This window comes from Pseudomonas azerbaijanorientalis, from assembly GCF_019139795.1.
GTDB lineage: Bacteria > Pseudomonadota > Gammaproteobacteria > Pseudomonadales > Pseudomonadaceae > Aquipseudomonas > Aquipseudomonas laurylsulfatiphila.
The window spans coordinates 997,170-1,021,480 of the sequence record NZ_CP077078.1 but is presented as its reverse complement, the minus strand read 5'-3'; the positions used below and the strand labels follow the sequence as shown (position 1 = coordinate 1,021,480).

General features: G+C 59.5%; 20 protein-coding genes, 3 tRNA genes and 1 pseudogene. 4 read left to right on the top strand and 20 right to left on the bottom strand.

Going from position 1 to position 24,311, the window contains the following annotated elements; genetic code table 11:
• Together pfkB and ptsP are read right to left on the bottom strand one after the other, a co-directional pair.
• A complete protein-coding gene (pfkB, locus tag KSS91_RS04440; RefSeq protein WP_015093451.1) occupies positions 1–942 on the bottom strand; it encodes a 1-phosphofructokinase in 942 nt (313 codons plus the stop codon).
• Positions 942–3,803 carry a phosphoenolpyruvate--protein phosphotransferase gene (gene ptsP / locus KSS91_RS04435; RefSeq protein ID WP_217837169.1) on the bottom strand — a complete coding sequence of 954 codons (2,862 nt, stop codon included), beginning with the start codon at positions 3,801–3,803 and terminating at the stop codon, positions 942–944. Before ptsP ends, pfkB begins: the two co-directional genes overlap by 1 nt.
• A gap of 290 nt (positions 3,804–4,093) precedes the next feature.
• Here ptsP and cra point away from each other — a divergent pair, with 290 nt between their 5' ends.
• Positions 4,094–5,089: a catabolite repressor/activator gene (gene cra / locus KSS91_RS04430; RefSeq protein ID WP_217837168.1), complete on the top strand. Its 996-nt coding sequence runs from the start codon at positions 4,094–4,096 to the stop codon at positions 5,087–5,089.
• A 3-nt stretch (positions 5,090–5,092) separates the two neighbouring features.
• The gene (locus KSS91_RS04425) at positions 5,093–5,872 is read left to right on the top strand and encodes a TatD family hydrolase (RefSeq protein WP_217837167.1); all 780 of its coding nucleotides are present in this window, start codon (positions 5,093–5,095) and stop codon (positions 5,870–5,872) included.
• Positions 5,873–5,997: 125 nt separating this feature from the next.
• Here KSS91_RS04425 and KSS91_RS28720 read toward each other — a convergent pair whose 3' ends face one another.
• The 5 genes and pseudogenes from KSS91_RS28720 to KSS91_RS04405 all read right to left on the bottom strand — a co-directional run bounded on the left by KSS91_RS28720 (position 5,998) and on the right by KSS91_RS04405 (position 11,867).
• On the bottom strand, positions 5,998–6,702 hold the full coding sequence (locus KSS91_RS28720; protein WP_437179748.1) for a methyl-accepting chemotaxis protein: 705 nt from the start codon (positions 6,700–6,702) through the stop codon (positions 5,998–6,000).
• Positions 6,703–6,855: 153 nt separating this feature from the next.
• Positions 6,856–7,059: pseudogene (locus KSS91_RS28715) on the bottom strand (HAMP domain-containing protein); the annotation flags it as partial.
• Between the two features lie 1,174 nt (positions 7,060–8,233).
• Entirely contained in the window at positions 8,234–9,070 is an 837-nt protein-coding gene (gene ampE / locus KSS91_RS04415) for a regulatory signaling modulator protein AmpE (RefSeq protein ID WP_217837165.1), read from the bottom strand.
• On the bottom strand, positions 9,067–9,627 hold the full coding sequence (gene ampD / locus KSS91_RS04410; RefSeq protein WP_217837164.1) for a 1,6-anhydro-N-acetylmuramyl-L-alanine amidase AmpD: 561 nt from the start codon (positions 9,625–9,627) through the stop codon (positions 9,067–9,069). The genes ampE and ampD overlap by 4 nt, the downstream gene beginning before the upstream one ends.
• A gap of 62 nt (positions 9,628–9,689) precedes the next feature.
• Positions 9,690–11,867: a DUF1631 domain-containing protein gene (locus tag KSS91_RS04405; protein WP_217837163.1), complete on the bottom strand. Its 2,178-nt coding sequence runs from the start codon at positions 11,865–11,867 to the stop codon at positions 9,690–9,692.
• A gap of 264 nt (positions 11,868–12,131) precedes the next feature.
• On the opposite strand from KSS91_RS04405, the gene nadC reads away from it, so the two are divergent.
• The gene (gene nadC, locus KSS91_RS04400) at positions 12,132–12,980 is read left to right on the top strand and encodes a carboxylating nicotinate-nucleotide diphosphorylase (protein ID WP_015093443.1); all 849 of its coding nucleotides are present in this window, start codon (positions 12,132–12,134) and stop codon (positions 12,978–12,980) included.
• Positions 12,981–13,111: 131 nt separating this feature from the next.
• On the opposite strand, the gene KSS91_RS04395 is transcribed toward nadC, so the two are convergent.
• Positions 13,112–13,417, bottom strand: coding sequence for a DUF6388 family protein (locus KSS91_RS04395; RefSeq protein ID WP_217837162.1), 306 nt, complete (start codon positions 13,415–13,417; stop codon positions 13,112–13,114).
• A 226-nt stretch (positions 13,418–13,643) separates the two neighbouring features.
• Between KSS91_RS04395 and KSS91_RS28465 the strand changes: the two genes are divergently transcribed.
• Entirely contained in the window at positions 13,644–13,766 is a 123-nt protein-coding gene (locus KSS91_RS28465) for a hypothetical protein (RefSeq protein WP_263986918.1), read from the top strand.
• 12 nt (positions 13,767–13,778) lie between these two features.
• Here the strand turns inward: KSS91_RS28465 and KSS91_RS04390 are convergent.
• From KSS91_RS04390 to tpiA, 12 genes are all read right to left on the bottom strand, one after another.
• Positions 13,779–13,854, bottom strand: a tRNA-Thr gene (locus KSS91_RS04390).
• Positions 13,855–13,994: 140 nt separating this feature from the next.
• A complete protein-coding gene (gene pnp / locus KSS91_RS04385) occupies positions 13,995–16,100 on the bottom strand; it encodes a polyribonucleotide nucleotidyltransferase (protein ID WP_056854971.1) in 2,106 nt (701 codons plus the stop codon).
• A gap of 206 nt (positions 16,101–16,306) precedes the next feature.
• Entirely contained in the window at positions 16,307–16,576 is a 270-nt protein-coding gene (rpsO, locus tag KSS91_RS04380; RefSeq protein WP_015093441.1) for a 30S ribosomal protein S15, read from the bottom strand.
• A gap of 118 nt (positions 16,577–16,694) precedes the next feature.
• Positions 16,695–17,612 carry a tRNA pseudouridine(55) synthase TruB gene (gene truB, locus KSS91_RS04375; protein WP_007973105.1) on the bottom strand — a complete coding sequence of 306 codons (918 nt, stop codon included), beginning with the start codon at positions 17,610–17,612 and terminating at the stop codon, positions 16,695–16,697.
• Between the two features lie 3 nt (positions 17,613–17,615).
• On the bottom strand, positions 17,616–18,017 hold the full coding sequence (gene rbfA / locus KSS91_RS04370) for a 30S ribosome-binding factor RbfA (protein ID WP_008047443.1): 402 nt from the start codon (positions 18,015–18,017) through the stop codon (positions 17,616–17,618).
• A 159-nt stretch (positions 18,018–18,176) separates the two neighbouring features.
• A complete protein-coding gene (infB, locus tag KSS91_RS04365) occupies positions 18,177–20,702 on the bottom strand; it encodes a translation initiation factor IF-2 (protein WP_126049202.1) in 2,526 nt (841 codons plus the stop codon).
• Positions 20,703–20,729: 27 nt separating this feature from the next.
• A complete protein-coding gene (gene nusA, locus KSS91_RS04360) occupies positions 20,730–22,211 on the bottom strand; it encodes a transcription termination factor NusA (protein WP_007973112.1) in 1,482 nt (493 codons plus the stop codon).
• A gap of 59 nt (positions 22,212–22,270) precedes the next feature.
• Complete coding sequence (gene rimP, locus KSS91_RS04355) at positions 22,271–22,729, bottom strand: ribosome maturation factor RimP (protein WP_007973115.1); 459 nt, start codon at positions 22,727–22,729, stop codon at positions 22,271–22,273.
• Positions 22,730–22,867: 138 nt separating this feature from the next.
• A tRNA-Met gene (locus tag KSS91_RS04350) sits at positions 22,868–22,944 on the bottom strand.
• A gap of 97 nt (positions 22,945–23,041) precedes the next feature.
• Positions 23,042–23,127 (bottom strand) — tRNA-Leu (locus tag KSS91_RS04345).
• 22 nt (positions 23,128–23,149) lie between these two features.
• Positions 23,150–23,533, bottom strand: a complete 384-nt coding sequence (gene secG / locus KSS91_RS04340; protein ID WP_060541200.1) for a preprotein translocase subunit SecG — start codon at positions 23,531–23,533, stop codon at positions 23,150–23,152.
• A 4-nt stretch (positions 23,534–23,537) separates the two neighbouring features.
• Complete coding sequence (gene tpiA, locus KSS91_RS04335; RefSeq protein WP_095965943.1) at positions 23,538–24,293, bottom strand: triose-phosphate isomerase; 756 nt, start codon at positions 24,291–24,293, stop codon at positions 23,538–23,540.
• Positions 24,294–24,311: the final 18 nt, after the last annotated feature.

Sequence of the window (24,311 nt, the reverse complement as noted above, 5' to 3'; positions counted from 1 at the left end):
TTATTGTTCTGTCAGGGGACGCACGCGCACACCCTGTTCGAGCTGCGCCAGTTGCGCTGCATCGCCAATGCCGAATCCGATCTGGGTCACTGCCATCGCGGCAATCGCCGTGGCAGTGCGCAAGGTTTGCTCCGGCGTATCGGCACTGAGCAAACCGTGAAGCATCCCCGCCAGCAACGAATCACCCGCGCCCACCGTGCTGGCGACGCTGACCCTGGGTGGCGTGGCATGCAGAGCCGAGCCGACGCTGAACCAGTTCACGCCTTCGGCGCCGTGGGAAATCACCACATGCTCGATGCCTTGGGCGTGCAAACGCTCCGCTGCCAAGGCCTGGGCACTGACCGACACGACCTCGCAGTCCAGCACCTCGGCCAGCTCTTCGGCGTTGGGTTTGATCAGCCAGGGGCCCGCTTTGAGCGCTGCACGCAACGCATCGCCGCTGGTATCGAGGGCAACGTTCAGGCCCAGCGTCTTCAAGCGCAAAATCAGTGCCTGCAACCACTGCGCACTGACGCCCAAGGGCAAGCTTCCGGCGACCACCACCGCATCGTGACCCGGGGCAATCTGCTCCAGTCGATCGATCAAGGCCTGCTGCGCCGCTTCGCTGACCTGCGGCCCCGGTCCGTTGATGTCGGTAATGCGTCCGTCGCTTTCCGCCAGTTTGATGTTGCTGCGGGTTTCACCGGGAACGCGGATGAAGGCGTCGACAAAACCGCGTTTGGCGAACAGCGTTTCAAACGCTTGCAGGTTGTCTTCTCCAAGAAAACCACTGACGGTCAACTGATGCCCGAGGTCGGCCAGCACTTGCGCCACGTTCACACCTTTACCGGCGGCGTGGGTGTGCATGACATCGCTGCGATTGACCTGGCCGGCTTCAAGGCGCGGCAACTGGACGGTCAGGTCCAGCGCCGGGTTGAGGGTCAGGGTGAGAATCCGTGCCATTACAGGGCCTCCACGAGTGCGCGCACTTCATTGGCGCTGCCCACGGCCAAGGCCTGTCGGGCAAGGGTTTGAGTCTGAGTGAAGCCCAGTTCGCGAATCCGCGCCTTGACCTCGGCAATACTGCGCGCGCCGACACTGAGCTCATCCACCCCGAGGCCGACCAGTACCGGCACCGCCAGCGGGTCGGCTGCCAGCTCGCCGCACACGCCGACCCATTTGCCGTGGGCATGGGCCGCGCGCACGGTGATGTCGATCAGTTGCAGCACCGCCGGATGCAAGCCATCGGCCTGGGCCGACAGCGTCGGATGGCCACGGTCGATGGCAAGCGTGTATTGGGTCAGGTCGTTGGTACCGACGCTGAAAAAGTCGACCTCTTTGGCCAGCACCGGCGCCAGCAAGGCCGCCGACGGCACTTCGATCATGATCCCCAGTTGCAGGTCGGCAACCGGGATTTCCAGGCGCAGACGTTCGGTCATGTCACGGGCCTGGCGCCACTCGTCAACGCTGCCTACCATCGGGAACATGATCCGCAGCGGACGGTTGTCGGCTGCCCGCAGCAAGGCACGCAGTTGTGCTTCCATGATCTGCGGGCGCTGCAATGTCAGGCGAATGCCACGCACGCCGAGAAAGGGGTTTTCTTCCTTCGCAATCGGCCAGTACGGCAGCGGTTTGTCGCCACCGACATCGAGAGTACGCACCACCAGCGGTCTCCCGGCCAGACCGTCGAGGACGCGGCGGTACTCGGCTTCCTGGGTCGCCTCGTCGGGCGCTTGCGGGTGGGCCATGAAAATCAGTTCGGTGCGCAACAGGCCGATACCTTCGGCGCCCTGCTCCACCGCACTGGTGACACCGGCACTTTCGCCGATATTGGCGAACACTTCGACGGCATGGCCGTCGCTGGTCAGTGCCGGTTGGTGGCGTTGCTCGGCGGCTGCCTTCAAGCGCTGCTCGCGGGTATCGCGTTCGGTCGTGGCGCGCTGCAAGGTCATCGCGTCAGCGTCCACATGCAGACGCCCACGCTGGCCATCGAGCAGCAATGGCGTACCCGACGCCAGCAGCAACACGCCACGGCCGGCGCCGACCAATGCCGGAATTCCCAGGGCCCGGGCAACAATCGCACTGTGCGCTGTAGCGCCGCCCCGTGCGGTGAGAATCCCGGCCACGCGAGCCGGGTCCAGACGCGCGACGTCGGACGGGCCGACCTCGTCCATCACCAGAATGTACGGTTGATCCGGCTCGCTCGGGGTTTCAATACCACTGAGTTGCAGCAATACGCGACGCCCGATGTCGCGCAAGTCGGCAGCGCGCTCGGCGAGCAAGGCATCCTGCAACGCTTCCTGCTGCAGGGCCGCCGCTTCAATCACGACCATCCACGCAGCCTCCGCGCTTTCGCCCTGCTTGAGGCGCGTATCGACCTCATCGGTCAGTTCCGGGTCGTCGAGCATCTCCTGGTGGGTGATGAAGATTTCGCGAATGGCTTTGCTTTTGCTGCGTTCGATCAATCCCTGGATGTCCCGGCGCACCTGCGCCAGCGCATGCTGGAGACGTTCACGCTCGATGGCGGCGGATTCACCGCGCAACGGGTAATCGATGGTTTGCAGGACTTGAATATGCGCCGGACCGATGGCAATGCCCGGGGCGGCGGCAATGGCCTGGACCACGCTGCCGGATGTCGGGGCGAGGATCACTTCGGCCATATCGGCAACGACTTCCCGTGCCTGGCTGACTGGCGGCAGCGGCTCGACTTCTTCACCGAGGCCTTCTTCGATGGCGGCCAACAGGGCCGGCAATGCATCAGCCGCGATGCCCGGTTCGGCGATGAACTCCAGGACCTGCCCGCGACGGGCGCCGAGGCTGAGCAGTTTGCTCAGGCTCTTCACCGACACCGCGCTGTCGTGGCCGTCGACGATCCGCACGCGGATTTCACCCTCAAAACTTTTCGCCAGTTGCGCGAGGATTTTCGCCGGCCGCGCATGCAAACCATGAGCATTGGCCAAGGCAATGCGCGCACTGGGCCAGTCGGCGGGCACTTCGCCACCGAGCACTTCGAGAACTTTGCGACTGCTGGTGGCGCGCCCCAATTCATGGCCACGTCCTTCGATCAACAACGCGCACAGGCGCTCGAGCAGGGCTTGATGGGCTTCACCGAGGCTGGCCAGGCAGAACAGTCCATTGAGCGGCTGGCCGAGATAGCGCAGTGGTTTGTCCGGGGTGACGAAGGCCAGGCCGGGGCGTTTCACCGTTTGCTCGCTGTGCAGCCACCACAGGCCATCGCCCAACGGCAACGCTTCAACCTGTTGCAGCACGGCGGAAAAACCATTGCTCACGCAGTCGGCCTGGCGCAACAAACGTGCGCCGCGCCAGACCAGTTCCTCGAAATCTTCGGCCGCCACACCGAGGCCGATCATCTGCGCATCCAGCGCCAGCTCCTGCGGCGCGCCTTGCAGCAATTTCAGCAGCGCTTCAGCGGAACCGGCGCGACGCAGGGCCTGGCCCAGGTCAGTCTCGCCGAGGGCGCGGGTCAGCAATTGCAACAGGCGCAGATGCTCATCGGATTTGGCTGCGATACCGATCGCCAGGTAAACGATATGACCGTCGCCCCAGTCCACACCTTCAGGGAACTGCATCAGGCGCACACCGGTGGTGAACACCAGGTCGCGGGTTTCGGGGGTACCGTGGGGGATGGCAATACCTTGACCGAGAAAGGTCGAGCCCTGGGCCTCCCGCGCCTGTAAACCGGCCAGATAACCCTCGGCAACCAGGCCGTCGGCGACCAGATGCCGAGCCAGCAATTGCAGCGCTGCGGATTTATCCACAGCCGACTGGCCCATGGAAATCTGCTCTACAGTGAGCTCGAGCATGCTTTCTCCTTTTTGGCGCCTTGGGGCACCAGGTATTGTTTTGAATGAGTCAGCTTAGGCGCTTGGTCATCGCTTTTGGCGGTTTCACGGCAGAACCGGCCAAAGGCACCTAAAACGTAGAAAATACGCCTGCTGAAACGTTTAATCTAGATCGATTGGCACGTTACTCGATATTGGCCCATCCTTGAAGTCCAACTTGTCGGATGCGTTGCGACAATGGTCGCCTGCCTTAATCGGTTAGGATTGACGAAAATGTCGAGGCAATCTCGAAAAAACAAGGAAACAGCGGGTTGAAACTCAGTGATATTGCCCAGTTGGCCGGTGTGTCCGTCACCACCGCCAGCTATGTCATCAATGGCAAGGCCGAACAACAGCGCATCAGTAGCGCCACCGTCGAACGCGTGCGCGCGGTCGTCGAACAACATGGCTTCACGCCTAACCCACAGGCCGCCGGCTTGCGCAGCCGACACACGCGCACGTTGGGGTTCATTCTGCCGGATCTGGAAAACCCCAGTTACGCGCGAATCGCCAAATTGCTCGAACAAGGCGCACGCGCCCGCGGTTATCAGCTGCTGATCGCCAGTTCCGACGATGCCCCGGACAGCGAGCGGCAATTGCTGCAACTGTTCCGCGCCCGGCGTTGCGACGCGCTGATCGTTGCCAGCTGCCTGCCGGCCGGCGACGACAGCTATCACCAGTTGCAAGCCAAGGGCATACCGATCATTGCCATCGACCGGGTCATGGAACCCGAGCACTTCTGCTCCGTGATCAGCGACGACCGCGAGGCCAGCCTGCAACTGACCCGCAGCCTGCTGGAGCCGCAGCCCAAACAGATCGCCCTGATCGGTGCCCGCCCGGAACTGAGCATCAGCCGGGAACGCGCCGCGGGCTTCAATGAGGCCCTCACCGGGTTCAGCGGCGAAGTACTGATCGAAGAAGGCGAATCTTTCAGCCGCGAGTGCGGCAAACAATTGATGGAAGAGTTGCTGCTGCGCCTGGGCCATTTGCCCGATGCGTTGGTGACCACCTCCTACGTGCTGCTTCAGGGCGTGTTCGATGCGCTGCACGACTTCCCGCTGAAAAACCGCCCGCTGCGCCTCGGCACATTTGGCGACACCCAGTTGCTCGACTTCCTGCCATTGCCGGTCAACGCCATGGCCCAGCAACACCAGTTGATCGCCGACAAGGCCCTCGCGCTGGCCCTGGCAGCCATTGAGCAGTCGGATTACCGGCCCGGCGTACAAGCCATTGCGCGCACGTTCAAGCAGCGTATTCGCCAGGACTGAACCGTGGAGCTGATCGATACCCACACCCATCTGGATTTTCCGGACTTCGACGCCGATCGCCAGGCGTTGCTGGCCGAAAGCCGCGCCCTCGGAGTGCGGCGGATCGTGGTGCTGGGGGTTTACCAGGCCAATTGGCAAAGGGTCTGGGAGTTGGTGCAGAGTGACCCCGACCTGCACGCCGCGTTCGGGCTGCATCCGGTGTATCTGGACGATCATCGCCCGCAACACCTGAGCGAACTCGGTGACTGGCTGACCCGCCTGGCCGGCCATCGGCAACTGTGTGCGGTGGGCGAGATCGGCCTGGACTACTTCATCGAATCCCTCGACCGCGACCGCCAACAGGCGTTGTTCGAGGCGCAATTGCAACTGGCGGCGGACTTCAATCTTCCGGCATTGATCCATGTGCGGCGTAGCCATGCGGCAGTAATTGCCACGCTCAAACGGTTTCGCCTGAAACGTGCCGGGATCATCCACGCTTTCGCCGGCAGCAAGGAGGAGGCCCGGGAATACATCAAGCTCGGTTTCAAGCTCGGCCTTGGCGGCGCCCCGACCTGGCCACAGGCGCTGCGCATGCACCGCGTGCTCGCTGAGCTGCCTCTGGATTCGGTAGTGCTGGAAACCGACTCGCCGGACATGGCGCCCGCCATGTTCCCCGGCCAGCGCAACAGCCCGGCACACTTGCCGGCGATCTGCGCGGCGCTGGCCGGCATCATGGCGATCAGCCCCGAGCAATTGGCCGCGGCCAGTACAGCCAATGCCTGCGAGTTGTTCAACTGGTCATAACTGCCAGCACCAGCCAACTGTGGGAGCGGGCATGCTCGCGAAAGCGATCTTTCAGTCACATTGATGTTGAATGTGCCGCCGTCTTCGCGGGCAAGCCCGCTCCCACAGGTTTCCCGAGGAACCTTTCAAACCCGGAATGCGCTGATCAACCGTTTCAACTCCACGACCTGAGCCGACAACGCCCGACTGGCGTCTTCGGTCTGGTGCGCACCTTCAGCGGTACGCTCACCGGCGCGATTGATCTCGACGATGTTCTGGTCGATGTCGTGGGCCACGGCGGTTTGTTGCTCCACGGCGGCGGCAATCTGCTGGTTCTGGTCGACGATCATGCCGACCGCACCCAAAATGTTTTCCAGCGCCCGCTGGACCTTCTCCGACTGCCCCACCGTGCCGTTGGCCATTTCATGGCTGGTGCCCATGGCCTTGACCGCTGCGCCGACTCCGCCATGGAGCTTGGCGATCATCTGCTCGATTTCTTCGGTCGATTGCTGGGTACGCTTGGCCAGGGTCCGGACTTCATCGGCGACCACGGCGAAACCGCGCCCCTGCTCACCGGCCCGTGCGGCCTCGATAGCGGCATTGAGTGCCAGCAGGTTGGTCTGCTCGGCGATGCTCTTGATCACTTCCAGAACGCGGCTGATGGACTGGCTGTCGCTGGCCAGTTGATTGATCACCAGCACCGACTGATCAATTTCGTTGGCCAGGGCGGCAATGCTGCCTTGCTGCGACTCCACCAGACCGCGACCGCTGATGGTTTCGTCGTTGACACTGTGGGCGCTGCTCACCGCCGCAGCAGCACTGCGCGCGACCTCCTGGGAAGTGGCCGACATCTGGTTCATCGCCGTGGCCACTTGTTCGATCTGTGTGCGCTGCCCGGCGACGGCCTGATTGCTTTGCGCGGAAACGTTTTGCACCTGACCGGCCTGGCGCTCGACTTCGCTGACGGTCTGCCCCACCCGTTCGATCAGGTCATGGATTTTCTTCACGGTGCCGTTGAACACCTCGCCCAATTCGCCCAGTTCGTCACGGCTGTGGGCGCTGAAGGTCACAGTCATGTCGCCGGCCGCCACCTTGTCCATCACCGCTCCAAGGCGCTTGAGCGTGGTGCGGGTCGAGGCATAGAAAGCGCCGTAGAGATAAAAGATCAACACGAATACGACTGATAACGCCACGGCCTGCAAGACCATGTGCGTGCGGTTCTGGTCCAGGCGTTGCTGCAACTGCGGGCCCAGATACTTGAGGGTTGCTTCGTTGAGTTGGTAAGTCTGGTCCATCAGGGCGCTGACCTGATCGTAAAAGCCCTGCCATGGCGCATCGAGGGTATCGGCCATGACCACTTGCTCTTCGAACAGCTCGCTGGCTTTCTTCAAGGATGCCCGGCTGCTATCGGACTGAGCGGCCAGGGTATCGCGGGCGGCTTTGCTGGAACCCAAGGCGTCCTGCAACTTCAGGCCATATTCGGCCTGGAGCTTTTCAATCTGCGCCAGCAATTCATCGAAACGGGTACTCGAAGCCGAGTTGATGAAACCCTGCCCCAACGAGTAAGACCCCATTGCCCGACCTTCGCCCAGAATCTGGGTGACACGTGGTGTGACGAGGGTGACGAGTTCGCTCAACTGGCGCATGTCGCTCTGGTTGTCGCGGCTGAGGCCGGACTGGCTGGTGATGAGCTGGCTGAAAATCTGCGCGCTGCCCACCAGTTTGCCAATCAAGGCGCTTTTACTCTGCAGGGAGTTTTCCGTTTGCTGGGCCTTGAACCCGGCGATCATCTCATCGCGCTTGCCATCAAACACCGCGACCTGCTCCGGGTCGCTGGTCATCGCCGTCAGCCCTTGCAGGCGAGTCAGAATATTCTGTTCGAGGGTGCTGATTTTCGATTCTACATTGCCGGCCTTGCCGGATTGGCCGAGGCTGACATTGATCTGCACCAGGTTGTTCAGGGTTTCCAGATCGCGCCGTAACGTCAGGCTGCTGCCCAACAGATCGAGACTTTGCAGTTCGATGCGCGTGCCCTGGAATTCGCGGTAGGAGTCACGCACCAGATAGAAGTTGGTCACCAGCATCGGCACCAGGAACAGTACGCTGATCAGGCTGAACTTCATGCCGAAGCTCAGGCGATTCATCAGTGCGACAGCGGGATAGAGCAAGCTCTTCACTGGATGTCTCCCTTCAATTTCTTATTTTTTTTATTGGCAGGCGCAGACAGACAGCAGATAGCCACTATACGGCGCTATCTCTGTATAACTTAAATCGGCAGGATGTTTTGTAACTTAAGGTTAACGACAGGTTTCATCCGCACTGGCGGATGAACCATTGTGGCGAGGGGGCTTGCCCCTCACCACAATGGAATTAACTGCAGGACTAATGCAAGACCGTCCACAACGCAAACCCCGCATACCAGAGCACCGCCGCACGCAGCAGCAGCGCCCAGATGCGGTCCAGGTTGTTGATACCTTCCACGCCGGCCACCGGTGCCGGAATTTCACCGGCCACCAGCCCGACTTTCACGATCAATTGCGCGGCGCTGATGTTCCAGTTCAGCAGTTCATGCAGCATCACCCGACTGACCGCGACAAAATTGCCGACCAACGCCAGGCTGGCCGCCAGCAGACGCACCGGCAACCAGTCGAAGGCGTGGCGCAGTTGCCCGGCGCGCTCGACCAGCGCCGGGTTTTTCCCGTGCTCTTCGGCCAGTGCCAGCAGCCGATAACTCAGCGCCGCGACCGGCCCTAAGAGGAAGTACCAGAAAATCACCGCGAAAAAGCTCTGGTAGGCCTCCCACAGCAAATGCCCTTCGACCTGCTCCAGCAACTGCTCGCCACTGTCTGCGCAGATATCCAGATCGCGCTGGGCGACATGGGCCGCTGCTTGCAGGTCCTCCCGACGCCAGGCATCGCGGAACGGCCCGAGATCGCCCAACAGATCACCGCGCCCCAGGCTGTAGATCACGACCAGCAAATGGATCGGCAACGCGAGCAACCCGTAGGCCACCGGTTCGATGACGATCAGCAGCAAACCCAGCAACGCCACCGGCAACAAGACCACTACCGACAACACCAGCCATGGCCGGCCCGAAAGCCGCGGGCTGGCCTCAAGCTTGTTCAGCTCGTGTATCCAGCCACTGTCACGCTGAACCCGATGGCGCAGGGCCGAGAACTTCTCGATCCACACCGCCAACAGCAACACCAGAAAACTCATCGTCCTTCCTCTTGTGCCAGGGCGGCACGATAGCGTGCCCAGTCGAACGCCGGCCCTGGATCGGTTTTGCGCCCCGGTGCAATGTCGCTGTGCCCGCAGATGCGCTCTGTGGTGATTGCCGTGAACGCCTGTTGCAACTGGCGGGTCAGGGCTGTCAACGCGTTGTATTGCGCGTCGGTGAACGGCAGATCATCCGTGCCTTCGAGCTCGATGCCCACGGAAAAATCGTTACAGGTCTCCCGCCCCTTGAAGCTCGATACCCCTGCATGCCACGCACGCTCAAGGCATGAAACAAACTGGGTGACCGTTCCGTCACGCTCGATCAGAAAGTGCGCGGACACCCGCAAATCCGCAATCCCTTCAAAATAGGGATGTTCGGTGACATCCAGGCGATTCTGGAAAAACTCCTGCACCTTGCCCGTGGCGAACTGCGCTGGTGGCAGGCTGATGTTGTGGATCACCAGCAGGGAAATCTCGTCTGTGGGGCGCGCATTGAAGTTGGGTGAGGGGCAGACATGCACACCCTGAATCCAACCGCTCGCGGGGTCCAACTGCATACCGATTCCTTCAACGTCGACTGTGTTGGCACAGTATGCCGCGATATTCCCCCAAGGCGCGATCACTTGCCGCGCTTGAGGTTGCCGATCACCCGCTCGAGAGCTCGCTCGAACAGCAAGGTGTCGTCAAGCACTCGCGCCACGCCATTGCGCAGCTCCAGGGCCAGGTCAGGGCGACTGCGCTCGAGCACTTTCATGCCGGTGCGGTTGACGAAGATGTATTGGCCGGTGGTTGCAATGATGGCCACCAGTTTGCAGCGAAGGCTGTTTTCCGGGTCTTCCTGAAATTCGACCCAGCAGCCCGGAAGCATTTTATCGACCTGACGCAACCCCGCATCGTCCGCCAGCAAACGTATCGGCTCACTGTGCACCTGACTTTCGTCAGCCATGTGCAGGACGACAGGCATCAGCACTTCGATCATCAGCGACGCACTGGCGGATGCGCCCCCCGCTGCCTGAACGTGCAAGCTTTCCAGCTCGCTGAAAAATTCACTGGCGGCAAATGGATCGAACGCCGATGAGCTCAGTCCGTCGCGCAACGACTTGAGCAAATCCGGTATCAGGGCCAACATCCTGGTCGCATCGGACTCGTGGTGGCGCTGAACGCTCCAGACCAATTGCTCCAGGGTACGCACATCGGCATGCCACTCTGCCGACTGATCGCCATGCTTGAGGTACGTCAACAGCAGTACTTTGCTCCAGGCCTCCTGGACAAACCCCAACACGCCTTGCGGCAGGAACTTGCCAAACAACGCCTGATTCAGCACCTGCTCGACACGCTGGCGGGCCAGCCCGGTCTTGGCCCGTCCTTCCTCGGCATCACGAATGCGTTGTTCGAGCAACTCGCTGCGACGGCGCTCGTCCTGGGTAAACGCGAGAAAATCGGCCAGCAGTTCGGAAAATATCGCGGGCTCATCGACAAAGTCATTCAACAAACGTTGTACGACCTGATCGATGCGCACGTACAGGCTGTCACGCTGATGATCGTCACAGGCATCCCACCCCATTGCCGCGCTGGCGATTTCGTTGAGCAGGCGTCGTGCCGGGTGACTGCTGCGACTGAAGAAACTCTTGTCGAGCACGGCCACCTTGACCAGTGGAATCTGCAATCGGCCGATCAGCGCCTTGAGGGGATCCGGCAGATTGCGATCATCGCGCATGCATTCGAACAGCATGGCGACCAGGTTGATCACATCTTCATCGGCCTCCCCGAGAACCCGCGACCTGCCACTTTTGACGCTGACCCGGGTGAGTAACTGTTCGAGCTGATTGCGCAGGTCAAAATCGTCCACGACTTCCGGAGCCGGCACGTATTGCTGCAAATGCGACAGCAGGCGCAACAGATCGCGCGTGGATATCGGCAGCGCAGTGGCACTGACTTCCAGCGTTGGAGACAGGCTGCCGCGAACGTTGAACAGCAGGGCCTGCAACGCGGCGAAAACCTCCTGGACATTGTCATCGATGGGCAAGCAGGCCGCAGTAGCGCCCTCATCAGTCGATTCGACGGGGGCGCTGTCAGGCCGGTCCATGGTACGGCGCACCGGGGCCGGTTTAAGGCCGGGCAACACACCGGTAGCAAGCAGCAGTTGATTGGCTTCGGCGTAAAGTTGATCGGTCTCGCTGAGCACATAACGCTCGAACAACCCGAGGATGATCAGCTTGACCTTGATCTCCAGCCCCAGCTGGCGTGCAGCCTGCAAGAAGTATTCGCAGAGCATCGCCGGGCTCAGGGGGTTGTGCAGATCGCCCAACGCCTTGCCCGACAAGGCGCAGAGTCGGGCCGTCAGTTGATCCAGGGCCAACCCGTCGCGGTCCAGCACCCGGCTGACCATCGCGTCCACCGCGACTGAGCGCTCCCGCTCGTCATCAGTTTGTGCCAAGGATGCATCGGCCGCCAAGGCCTGGGGCATGGCTGCAATGGCAGGGTCGTACTGGGCAAGCCGGATGAACGCGCCGAAAAACTGCTCGAGAAACACCCGCTCGATGCTTTTGTGCTTGAGACGCAAATCGCGCATTGTTTGAAAGAAGATGTTCTGCTCGACGTCACAGCGAGCTCGGTCGGCCATTTCGAAGAGGGTGTCGTCGGCGTTATCGAACAACGCCTGCAATCCGTGTCGCAGCTGTTGTGCGGCCTTGTCGCGGACCTGGAGAAGAATCGCCGGCAGTCGGGCGAGTGGCGATTGAGCCACCTGGTCGGTAGTTGCCTTGTGCAAAGGCACTACATTCCCGTCGTTGTGCATTCGGCCTCCCTGGAACGGTGATGCTTCGACTCGTCAAACCGATGACGTCAAATACAAGGCGAATTATCTTGTAAAAGCTCACCTTTGCGCCAGAAGACTCTGCATCTCATCTCAAACAGGCGTTTGCTCGGTATCGATGGCCCACACCGACACCCTCAGGGATTCGACCAAATGCAGGCGCCATTGCCAACGTAATGCTCTGATGCCTTGGGTTGGTCCGCGCCATGGCCCTATAATCGAGCCACTTTGTTTGTGGAGTCCGTTATGCCGAATCTACGTCTCGCCGATCTGACCGCCGAAATCGAAGCCAACGTGCGCCGTGCGTTGCTTGAAGACATCGGCAGCGGCGATATCACCGCGCAGTTGATCCCGGCCGAACGCCTGGCCACAGCCACCATCATCACCCGCGATGCGGCCGTCATCAGCGGCACCGCCTGGGTGGATAACGTGTTTCGGCAACTGGACCCACGGGTGGCGGTGCACTGGCAGGTTGCAGACGGTGAACGGGTGACGCCCAATCAGGTGCTGTTCCACCTCGAAGGCCCGGCGCGGTCACTGTTGACCGGTGAACGCAGCGCCCTGAACTTCCTGCAACTGCTCTCGGGTGTCGCCACCCGCGCGCAATACCTGGCGGACTTTGTGGCCGAGACTCAGGTCAAGCTGCTCGACACCCGCAAAACGCTGCCGGGGCTGCGCCTGGCGCAAAAGTACGCCGTAACCTGCGGCGGTTGCCACAACCACCGCATCGGCCTCTATGACGCCTTCCTGATCAAGGAAAACCACATCGCCGCCAGCGGCGGCATCGCGCAGGCCATCGCGGCCGCGCACAAGATCGCCCCGGGCAAGCCGGTCGAGATTGAAGTGGAAAGCCTGGATGAACTGAAAGAAGCGCTGGCGGCCGGTGCCGACATCATCATGCTCGACGAACTGAGCCTGGACGACATGCGCGAAGCCGTGCGCCTGAATGCTGGCAAGGCCAAGCTGGAGGCCAGCGGCGGGATCAACGAGAGCACGTTGCTGCCGATTGCCCGGACCGGTGTGGATTACATTTCGATCGGTGCAATGACCAAGGATGTGAAGGCGGTCGATCTGTCGATGCGTCTGAGTATCTGATCACACGTATGTGAGTTGCAAAAACTGTAGGAGCGAGCTTGCACGCGATGTACCTGAGAGCGCCATGTTTAACCAGTAAACACGCGTTATCGTTAACGACCATCGCGAGCAAGCTCGCTCCTACATGAGTGTCAAACCACCAGATTGTTCATCTCGCAGTACTCTTCCCACTCGACGCCCAACACCTCGGCCGCTTCTTTGTGCAACTTCAAGCGTTCTGTCTCGTACTCCTCCGGGGTCGAGGTGTACTTGAGCGTCAGTTCCCATGGCTGCAAGCCCTGGGCTTCGGCTTCATCCTCGAAGGCCCATTGAATCTGGTCTTTCTGATCGTCCGGACTCAAGTCCTTGATCTCCTCCATCAATTCGGGCGCGTCCAGCATGTACTTCTTGAGGGCTTCTTCGTGTCTTTTTTCTTGGCTCAATTCTTTTACGGTCATGTCGTTCTCGCTGATCTGGGGAATGGAAGATGGATCTGGATCATCAAGGATCTCTCTGACGCAGAAGAACCGCTTGTAGTCCGGTCTGTCTGGCCTTCAGAACCATTCGGGATCATCTGAAAACTGCTGGGCGAAGCTCATGCAGGCTCCGAATATAGGATGTTTGTCGGACGATTTGCACGTCTCTTTACATCTCCCCACAAAAAGTTGTGCACAGGATGCGCTGATGGCGGCGAGAAGTTCAGACAGCAGCGGGATTTCCAGCCTGAAACGGGAAATCAGCGATCAGGACCGCGAACCCGACAACCTCAAGCGGACCGTCGAGGACTTGAGCAGAAAGGTGAAATAACCATAGGGGAGATGGTGCCCGAGACAGGAATCGAACCTGCGACCTTCGCGTTACGAGTGCGCTGCTCTACCGGCTGAGCTACACGGGCGGTGGGCTAAACCTAGCATTGCTATCGAGGTCCGGCAACTTCGCGCAATGTCTCGATGTTTCGCAGACAAAAAAATCCCCCGTCGTTTTCACGGCGGGGGATTTTTTTACAACGTTGAAGCGGTCAGGCGTAAGGCGCGATTAAACGCCCGAAGCCTTGGCTGCTGCCACGTCTTTGATGGACAGCTTGATACGGCCGCGGTTGTCCACGTCCAGTACCAGCACTTCCACTTCCTGGCCTTCTTTCAGGATGTCGGTCACTTTCTCTACGCGAGCGTCGCTCAGCATGGAGATGTGAACCAGACCGTCCTTGCCTGGCAGGATGTTGACGAATGCGCCGAAGTCGACGATGCGCTCAACCTTGCCCACGTAGATCTTGCCGATCTCGGCTTCAGCGGTGATACCCAGAACGCGCTGACGTGCAGCTTCAGCAGCTTCCTTGGTTTCGCCGAAGATCTTGATCGATCCGTCGTCTTCGATGTCGATCGAAGCCTTGGTTTCTTCGCAGATCGCACGGATGGTCGCGCCGCCTTTACCGATAACGTCACGGATCTTGTCGGTGTCGATTTTCATCGCGATCATGGTCGGAGCGTTGGCCGACAGTTCGGTACGCGACTGGCCAATGATCTGGTTCATCTGGCCGAGGATGTTCAGGCGCGCTTCCAGGGCTTGGCCCAGAGCGATCTCCATGATTTCTTCGGTGATGCCCTTGATCTTGATGTCCATCTGCAGCGCGGTTACGCCTTTGGCAGTACCGGCTACCTTGAAGTCCATGTCACCCAGGTGGTCTTCGTCACCCAGGATGTCGGTCAGGACGGCGAATTTCTCGCCTTCTTTAACCAGACCCATGGCGATACCGGCAACCGGAGCCTTCATTGGAACGCCAGCGTCCATCAGGGCCAGGGAAGCGCCGCAAACGGATGCCATCGAGCTCGAACCGTTGGATTCGGTGATTTCCGACACTACACGGATGGTGTACGGGAACACGTCAGCGGCAGGCAGCATGGCCGAAACCGAACGACGGGCCAGACGGCCGTGACCGATTTCACGACGACCAGCACCACCCATGCGACCACACTCGCCCACCGAGAACGGAGGGAAGTTGTAGTGCAGCATGAACGGGTCTTTTTTCTCGCCTTCCAGGGTATCGAGCAGCTGTGCATCACGGGCAGTACCCAGAGTTGCAACGACCAGAGCCTGGGTTTCGCCACGGGTGAACAGGGCCGAACCGTGGGTTTTTGGCAGAACACCGACTTCGATGTTCAACGGACGTACGGTCTTGGTGTCGCGACCGTCGATACGTGGCTTGCCGTTTACGATGTTTTCGCGAACAGTGCGGTATTCGATTTCACCGAAAGCCGCTTTGACGTCGGAAGCGGAAGGCTGGCCTTCTTCACCGGACAGCTTGGCAACGACCTGGTCCTTCAACTCGCCCAGGCGAGCGTAACGGTCGGCCTTGACAGTGATGGTGTAGGCTTGGGAGATCGCTTCGCCGAACTCGGCACGGATAGCGCCCAGCAGTTCGGTGGCTTCTGGCGCAGGAGCCCAGGTCCAGGTTGGCTTGGCAGCTTCGGCAGCCAGTTCTTTGACCGCGTTGATCACAACCTGGAACTCGTCGTGAGCAAACAGTACCGCGCCCAGCATCTGGTCTTCGGTCAGCTCTTTGGCTTCCGATTCAACCATCAGCACGGCGTCCGAAGTACCGGCAACGACCATGTCCAGGCTCGAAGCAGCTTGCTGCTCGTAAGTCGGGTTCAGCAGGTAGCCGGTGCTTTCGTGGAAAGCAACGCGGGCAGCGCCGATCGGGCCATCGAAAGGAATGCCGGAGATCGCCAGGGCAGCCGAGGTACCGATCATCGCAGCGATGTCCGGATCGGTCTTTTTGCTGGTGGAAACGACGGTGCAGACAACCTGCACTTCGTTCATGAAGCCTTCAGGGAACAGCGGACGGATCGGACGGTCGATCAGTCGGGAAGTCAGGGTTTCTTTCTCGGAAGGACGGCCTTCGCGCTTGAAGAAACCGCCAGGGATCTTGCCGGCAGCGTAAGTCTTTTCCTGGTAGTGAACAGACAGAGGGAAGAAGCCCTTGCCTGGATCGGCTTGCTTGGCACCGACTACGGTCACCAATACGCTGACGTCGTCGTCAACGGTGACCAATACTGCGCCGGAGGCCTGACGGGCGATGCGGCCAGTCTCGAGGGTAACGGTCGACTGACCGAACTGGAATTTTTTGATTACCGGGTTCACGGTGTCCTACCTTCTTTGTGGCTCTTGGGGGAACTGGTTTCTTGCGAAATTCTTGGGCAATGTCGGGAATCGGCCCGACCGGTTTGTCCAGGTGTTACTCAGGCAAAGCAGGTATCCAGATAAAACTTGAGGCTGGGAGCCTGCCATGCGCCGGCGGGAAACCCGCTGGTGCACGACAGACAACCAACCTCTAGCGCAATCGCTTATTAGCGACGCAGACCCAGGCGACCGATCAGAGTCTGATAGCGACCCAGATCCTTGCCTTTCAGGTAGTCCAGCAGCTTACGACGCTGGTTAACCATGCGGATCAGACCACGACGGGAGTGGTGGTCTTTACCGTTGGCCTTGAAGTGACCTTGCAGCTTGTTGATGTTGGCGGTCAGCAGTGCAACTTGCACTTCTGGCGAACCAGTGTCACCAACAGCTTGCTGGTAGTCAGCAACGATTTGAGCTTTTTCTTGAACGTCGAGAGCCATGAGGCAATCCTTTTATCAGGAAACTGTTTGTCGAAAAACAGTTTCAACAGGCCAGGGACAAATCCCTGTATCTAAAAATGAGTAGTGACCGTGCCTGTTAACAGCCACCCTCGTTCGGTCATTCTGACCGAATCAGTCGACGCGGCGCGATGCGCCCGTCTTCGCTCACTTCACCGATACCGATGAAGCGACCATTGTGATCCTGTACCCGCACCATGCCGAACTTCGGAGCATCCGGGGCACGTACCGGCTGGCCGTTGAGCCAGTAGAACGCACTTGCTTCCGAGAACTGCAACAGTGGCCAATCCAGCAGGCCGCTGTCCGATGGCATCAGGAAGCGATCGACCGCTTCGTTGCCGCCTTCGGCATGTACCGCTTCCAGCTCTTCGAGAGTAACCGTCTGCGCCAGGGTGAATGGCCCGGCCTGGGTACGTCGCAGTTCTGCAACGTAAGCGCCACAACCGAGTTGCTCACCGATATCCTCCACCAGGGTACGGATATAGGTGCCTTTGCTGCAATCCACCGCCAGCCGCGCAGTATCTCCTTCGAAGGCCAGCAATTCCAAGCGCGTAATAGTAACAGAACGCGGTTCGCGCTCCACTACTTCGCCTGCACGAGCCAGCTTGTACAGCGGCTGGCCATCACGCTTGAGCGCCGAGTACATCGGCGGTATCTGACTGATTTGCCCACGAAATTTCGGCAGTACAGCCTCGATATCGGAGCGACCAACGGTCACCGGGCGCTCCTGCAAAACTTCACCTTCGGCATCCGCCGTGGTGGTGGTCTTGCCCAGTTGCGCCAGGGTTTCGTAACCCTTGTCGGAATCGAGCAGGTATTGCGAGAACTTGGTGGCCTCGCCGAAGCACAGCGGCAACACGCCGGAGGCCAAGGGATCGAGACTGCCGGTATGACCTGCCTTTTCGGCGTTCAGCAACCAGCGAACCTTCTGCAAGGCCGCGTTGGAGGTGAACCCCAGCGGCTTGTCGAGAAGGATAATGCCGCTGACGTTGCGACGGATACGTTTGACCTGAGCCACCGATTACTCCTTGGTGTCTTCGGCTTCTGCCGTAACCGGATGCTGATTGTCTTCAGCCACTGCGCGCTCGATCAATGCCGACAGATGCGCACCACGCACGACGCTTTCGTCGTAGTGGAAGTGCAGCTGTGGAACGCTGCGCAGCTTCATCTCGCGAGCCAGCTGCATGCGCAGGAAACCGGCGGCGGAGTTCAGCACCTTGATGCTTTGTGCGATTTCTTCGGCGCTGTCCTGCCCCATCACGGTGATGAAGATCTTGGCGTGACCGACGTCACGGCTGACTTCCACTGCGGTAATGGTGACCAGGCCGACGCGCGGATCTTTGACTTCACGACGGATCAGTTGTGCCAGCTCACGCTGCATCTGATCGCCGATACGTTGGGTACGGCTGTATTCTTTTGCCATGTCTTGTTACCTGTTACTGCCACACGGTGAAACCCGTGGGGTCTGAAAGCGGCAAACGCCCGGCCTGACAAAAGCCAGACCGGGCGTTGCGTTTAGAGTCCTGGTGACGAATTGCGCATTTGCATGCGGCTCCCCGTCACGGCTCCTGAAGTGCGCGAGTTAGAGGCTGCGAGCAACCTGCACCTTCTCGAAGACTTCGATCTTGTCACCGACCTTGACGTCGTTGTAGCTCTTCACGCCGATACCGCATTCCATGCCGGCACGTACTTCGGAAGCGTCATCCTTGAAGCGGCGCAGGGATTCCAGCTCGCCTTCGAAGATAACGATGTCTTCACGCAGTACACGGATTGGACGGTTACGGTGCACAACACCTTCGATAACCATGCAACCGGCGATCGCGCCAAACTTCGGCGAACGGAACACGTCACGCACTTCGGCGATGCCCAGGATGTTCTCGCGAACATCGCTGCCGAGCATACCGGTCAGGGCTTTCTTGACGTCTTCGATGATGTCGTAGATCACGTTGTAGTAACGCATATCCAGACCTTCCTGCTCGACGATCTTGCGCGCGCCGGCATCGGCACGCACGTTGAAGCCGAACAGTACAGCGTTGGAGGCCAGCGCCAGGTTGGCATCGGATTCGGTGATACCACCGACGCCGCCACCGACCACACGCACTTGCACTTCGTCGTTACCCAGGCCGTTCAAGGCGCCGTTCAACGCTTCCAGCGAACCACGGACGTCGGATTTGAGGACGATGTTGAGCGTCTTCTTCTCTTCCTGACCCATGCTTTCGAAGATGTTTTCCAGCTTGCCGGCGTGAGCGCGAGCCAGTTTGACTTCGCGGAACTTGCCTTGACGGAACAGAGCCACTTCACGGGCTTTCTTCTCGTCGGCAACCACGCTCATCTCGTCGCCAGCGTCCGGGGTACCGTCCAGGCCGAGAATCTCGACAGGGATGGCCGGACCGGCTTCCTTGATTGGCTTGCCGTTCTCGTCGAGCATGGCGCGAACGCGACCATAGTTCGAACCGACCAGGACCATGTCGCCCTGACGCAGGGTACCGTCTTGAACCAACACGGTAGCCACCGGGCCACGGCCCTTGTCCAGGCGGGATTCAACCACGACACCACGGCCAGGAGCCGATGGGGTTGCAGTCAGTTCCAGGACTTCGGCTTGCAGCAGAACGGCTTCGAGCAGTTCGTCTACACCGGTACCCATCTTCGCCGAAACCGGTACGAATGGAGTGTCGCCACCCCACTCTTCCGAGGTCACGCCGTGTACCGACAGTTCGCTACGGATGCGATCGAGGTCAGCGCCTGGCTTGTCGATCTTGTTCACAGCGACAACCAGCGGAACGCCAGCAGCCTGAGCATGCTGAACAGCTTCGATGGTTTGCGGCATTACGCCGTCGTCCGCTGCAACCACGAGGATCACGATGTCGGTCGCCTTGGCACCACGGGCACGCATCGCGGTAAACGCGGCGTGACCAGGGGTGTCGAGGAACGTCACCATGCCACGGTCGGTTTCAACGTGGTACGCACCGATGTGCTGGGTGATGCCGCCGGCTTCGCCAGCTGCAACCTTGGCACGACGGATGTAGTCGAGCAGGGAAGTCTTACCGTGGTCAACGTGGCCCATTACGGTCACGACGGGTGCACGGGAAACAGCCTCGCCTTCAAACTTCAGGGACTCGGCCAGGGAATCTTCCAGGGCGGTGTCGCTGACCAGGGTCACTTTGTGGCCCAGCTCTTCGGCAACCAGCTGGGCAGTTTCCTGATCCAGTACCTGGTTGATGGTCGCTGGAGTACCCAGTTTGAACATGAACTTGATGATTTCAGCAGCCTTGACCGACATCTGCTGGGCCAGATCGCCCACAGTGATGGTCTCGCCGATCTTCACTTCGCGCACGACAGGGCCGGTCGGGCTCTGGAAACCGTGGGCGTTGCGCTTCTTCAGCTTGGCCTTGCCGCGACCACCACGACGGAAGCCATCGCTTTCTTCGTCGGTAGTACGTGGGGCAACGCGTGGCGCTGGCGCCTTTTCCTTGACCGAAGCACGATGCGGAGCGTTTTTGCGCTCGCCATCGCCACCACCGCGACGATTGTTGTCGTCGGCACGTGGTTTGTCCGGACGGCGTTGCTCGTCGCGCTTGCGAGTGTCTGCCGCAGGTGCCGGAGCGGTAGCTACAACCGGTGCGCTTTCACGCACTGGCTCGGCTACCACAGCAGGCGCTGCAACAGGTTCGGCTGGAGCGGTCGGCGCAGCAGCAGGCTGGCGACGCGCTTCTTCTTCGGCGCGACGCTTGGCTTCTTCTTCAGCCTTCTGACGTGCAGCATTTTCTACTGCGCGACGTTCATCCAGTTCACGCTTGCGCTCGGCTTCGATTTCTTCCGGGCTGCGCTGTACGAAGACTTTCTTCTTGCGTACTTCAACGCTGATGCTTTTGCTGCCAGCAACCCGCAGGGTGCTGGTGGTTTTACGCTGCAGCGTAATCTTGCGTGGTTCTTCCACTTTCGCCTTGTGGCTGCTTTTCAAGTGAGTCAGCAACGATTGCTTCTCACTGTCAGTCACACTTTCTTCGGCGGCGGTGTGCGGCAGACCTGCCTCACGCATCTGCTGCAACAGGCGCTCTACCGGTGTTTTGACCTCATCGGCCAGTTGTTTCACCGTGACTTGCGTCATGCACTTCTCTCCTCAGGCCGCGCCTAATTACTCGAACCAGTGGGCTCGGGCGGCCATGATCAACTTGCCGGCACGATCATCGTCAATGCCGTCGATGTCGAGCAGGTCGTCAATAGACTGCTCGGCCAGGTCTTCGCGGGTAACTACGCCGCGCACCGCCAGTTCCATCGCCAAATCCTTGTCCATACCCTCAAGCGAGAGCAGGTCTTCGGCCGGATGGGCGTCTGCCAGCTTTTCCTCAGTAGCGATGGCTTTGGTCAACAAGCGATCCTTGGCACGAGCGCGAAGCTCGTTGACGATTTCCTCGTCAAAGCCGTCGATGTTGAGCATTTCTTCCAGCGGTACGTAGGCAATCTCTTCCAGGCTGGTGAAGCCTTCATCTACCAGCACCTGAGCCAGCTCTTCGTCGACTTCCAGCTCGTCGATGAAGTTGCGCAGGATGTCGCCGGTTTCTGCTTGCTGCTTAGCCTGGATGTCCGATTCGGTCATCACGTTCAGGGTCCAGCCAGTCAACTGGCTGGCCAGACGCACGTTCTGACCACCGCGACCGATGGCCTGAGCCAGATTGTCTGCGCCAACGGCGATGTCCATTGCATGGGCATCTTCGTCAACGATAATTGCCGCAACCTCGGCCGGGGACATGGCGTTGATCACGAACTGAGCCGGGTTGTCGTCCCACAGAACGATGTCAACACGCTCACCGCCCAACTCACCCGACACTGCCTGGACGCGCGAACCGCGCATACCGATGCAAGCGCCTTGCGGGTCGATGCGTTTGTCCTTGGAGCGGACGGCGATCTTGGCGCGGGATCCCGGATCACGGGACGCAGCCATCACTTCGATCAGGCCTTCGGCAATTTCCGGCACTTCGATGCGGAACAACTCGATCAGCATTTCCGGCGCGGTACGCGACAGGATCAACTGCGGGCCGCGGTTCTCGGTGCGGATTTCCTTGAGCAGCGCACGCAGACGCACGCCAACCCGGAAAGTTTCGCGAGAAATGATGTCTTCACGGGCCAGCAACGCTTCGGCGTTGTTGCCCAGATCAACGATCACGTTGTCGCGGGTGACTTTTTTCACGGTGCCGGAGATGATTTCGCCCAGGCGCTCGCGATAAGCATCAACAACCTGAGCTCGCTCGGCTTCGCGAACTTTCTGCACGATGACTTGCTTGGCAGTCTGTGCAGCAATGCGGCCGAATTCGATGGACTCGATTTTCTCTTCGACAACGTCACCGACCTTGGCGCCAGGGTGCGTTTCGGCAACCTTGCTCGGCCAGGTTTCGATGGCCGGATCGTCCAGGTCTGCCTCTTCGACGACCGTCCAGCGACGGAAAGTCTCGTAGGCACCCGTGTGGCGATTGATTTCCACACGCAGATCAACTTCGTCTTCGAAACGCTTTTTGGTCGCAGTGGCCAGGGCCAGCTCCAGCGCTTCAAAAATCACGTTTGCCGGTACACCCTTTTCGTTGGATACCGACTCAACAACCAGCAGTACTTCTTTGCTCATCGTACGCCTCGCCTTTCGCAAGCCATTGGATCCGCGGGATCCGCAGTATCTGGCACGCCTCAGTCAAAACTGGGAATAATGTTGGCCTTGTCGATCATATCGATCGGCAACAGGAACTCATGGTCTTCTACCTGCACCACGACATCCTGCTCTTCTACGCCGCGCAGAAGGCCCTGAAAGTTGCGTCGTCCTTCAAAAGGCGAGCGCAGCTTGATCTTCACTTGTTCACCGGCAAATTTTGCAAACTGCTCAAGAGTGAACAGAGGGCGTTCCATGCCAGGCGAGGAAACTTCAAGGGTGTATTCAACGGAAATTGGATCTTCAACATCCAGCACACCGCTGATCTGACGGCTGACGATGGCACAATCGTCCACCAGCACGCCGCCCTCTTTATCGATATAAACGCGCAACATCGAGTGACGACCCTGAGCCGAAAACTCGATACCCCAGCATTCATAGCCTAGGGCCACGACCACCGGGGCCAGCAAGGCCTGCAACTCTTCTAGCTTGCTCGACACCTGAACCCCCTAGTGCATGTATGTGCATGCTATGCAAAATAAAAAAATGGGCGAAACGCCCATCCTTGAAACGCCGTCGAACAGCGGCGTAGAAAGTGTCCAGCTAACAAAAAGCCCCTTAAAAGGGGCTCCTTAAACTGGTTGCGGGGGCCGGATTTGAACCGACGACCTTCGGGTTATGAGCCCGACGAGCTACCAGACTGCTCCACCCCGCGACAAAGCTGGGGCGGAAGTATACGACCGATCCCCTACAGGGTCAATGTAACCTTCCACCTGCAAGAAAGCCCGCAACAGCGGGCTCTCCTGACTAATTGGTACCGAGAAGGGGACTCGAACCCCTACACCCTATGGGCACAACCACCTCAAGGTTGCGTGTCTACCAATTCCACCACCTCGGCAATACTACGTTTGAAACCCTTCTTACTTCTGCTCTTGAGCTGGAGGCACGTCAGTCGCTGGAGTAGCCGACTTTTGCTCTTGAAGCACCGGGACATCATCAGAAGCCGGTTGTTGCTTTGGAACTTCCAGTACCGCTGGATTTGGGAGACCTACTTGAGTCAGCTCTTGAGCCTTCTCTTTAGCAAAGTAACCTAACCCCAAGCTGGTTATGAAAAAACCTGCGGCAAGTATAGCAGTAAACTTACTAAGAAAGGTAGAGGAACCTTGGCTTCCGAACACAGTATTTGAAGCACCTGCTCCGAAAGACGCACCAGCGTCCGCACCTTTACCCTGCTGCAGCAAAACCAGAGCTACTACGCCCAATGCACCCAGCAGATGAAAAACGACTACGACTGTTTCCAGCATTTTTTCAGTTTCCCGCGGCGCGACAAATCGCACCGAACTCATCTGCATTCAGGGAAGCCCCACCAATGAGGCCCCCATCGATATCCGGCATGCCGAACAGTTCGACCGCATTGGCCGCCTTCACGCTGCCGCCGTATAGAAGCCGCACACCTTGTGCGACTTCAGAATTCTCTGCCGCCAACTGGGCGCGAATGGCTGCATGCACATCCTGCGCCTGTTGTGGCGTTGCAGTCAGCCCGGTACCAATGGCCCAGACCGGCTCGTAAGCGATCACTGCCTTGGCAAAGGCACCGACACCCAGCTCCTCAATGATACTGCCTAGCTGACGCGAGACAACCTCAAGAGTCTTTCCGGCCTCACGCTGCTCAAGGGTCTCCCCTATACACAACACCGGAATCAAGCCACATGCCTGTGCCGCTGCGAACTTGCGGATCAGCATTCCGTCTTGCTCGCCCATGATCTGGCGGCGTTCGGAGTGCCCGACAAGCACCAGGGAACAACCTGCATCCACCAACTGACTCGGTGCAACCTCACCAGTCAACGCACCTTGCCCGGACTCCACCGCAGAATTCTGCGCGCCGACCGAAATCGACTTTCCCTTCAAGCCATCAATCACTTGATTGATATGCAGAAAAGGCGGGAATACCGCGACATCAACACCGCTCGGCAAGGCCAAGTCACGAAGGCCGTTGATCAGCTCAGCGACGCTGGCGCGGGTACCGTGCATCTTCCAGTTACCAGCTACCATAGGGCGACGCATGCTGTACCTCGTCGGTCA